The following is an 854-nucleotide window of genomic DNA, read 5'->3' on the forward strand; positions in this document are numbered from 1 at the left end:
CACTACGCACGGACCCTGGAGACGTGGGCCGCGGCCCTCGAGGCGAACAAGGAGACGGCGCTCGCCATCCAGTCCCAGGAGGTCTACGACCGCTATATGCACTACCTGACGGGGTGTGAAAACTTCTTCCTGAAGGGCATCAGCAACGTCGGCCAGTTCACGCTGGCCAAGTAAGTAGCGCACCGCTGGCCGGGCGCTCCCGGGCGCCCGGCTACTTCTCGCAGGTGAATTGGTTGACGTCGGTGTAGCCCTCGCGGAACAGCTTGGCGCAGCCGGTGAGGTACTTCATGTACCGGTCGTAGACCTCTTGGGACTGGATGGCGAGCGCCGTCTCCTTGTTCGCCTCGAGGGCCGCGGGCGCCAATTTCAGAATGTCTTCCTGCGCCGGCAACTGCCCGCCGGGAAAGATCTGGGTGTAGATGAATCGCGTGAATCGCACGTCGCTCATGGTCAGCGAGACGCCGAGCTCGTGGAGCTGTTTTTGGGAATGCGCGAGAATCGTGTGCAGCAACATCCGGCCGTCGTCGGGCAGGATCTCGTAGGCCCGTTCGAAAAACGCCGGCCAACGGTCCGCTTTGAACGCTTCGAAGGCGCCGATCGTGACAATGCGGTCGACGTGGTCCTCGAATTCCTCCCAGCCCTGCAGCCGCACCTCGACGCTGCGCCCGGTCGGGACCTTGGCCAGCCTGGCCTTGCTGTACTCGAACTGGTTGCGGCTGAGGGTGATTCCGATGACGTTGACGTCGAACTTCTCGACCGCTCGTTGTAGCGCACCGCCCCAGCCGCAACCGACGTCGAGCAGCGTCATCCCCGGCTCGAGGTTCAGCTTGCCGAGCGCCAGGTCGAATTTGGCG

2 protein-coding genes are annotated in these 854 nt (G+C 63.5%); one reads left to right on the top strand and one right to left on the bottom strand.

The annotated features are described in order from the left end of the window. Positions 1–174: class I SAM-dependent methyltransferase (locus A5705_RS15635; RefSeq protein WP_197517088.1), on the top strand; the 174-nt coding region annotated here is incomplete at its 5' end. Between the two features lie 37 nt (positions 175–211). Here A5705_RS15635 and A5705_RS15640 read toward each other — a convergent pair. Next, positions 212–854 (bottom strand): class I SAM-dependent methyltransferase (locus A5705_RS15640; RefSeq protein WP_068278476.1); only part of this gene is annotated, 643 nt, incomplete at its 5' end.

It is taken from the genome of Mycobacterium sp. E787 (genome assembly GCF_001668725.1).
Lineage (GTDB): Bacteria > Actinomycetota > Actinomycetes > Mycobacteriales > Mycobacteriaceae > Mycobacterium.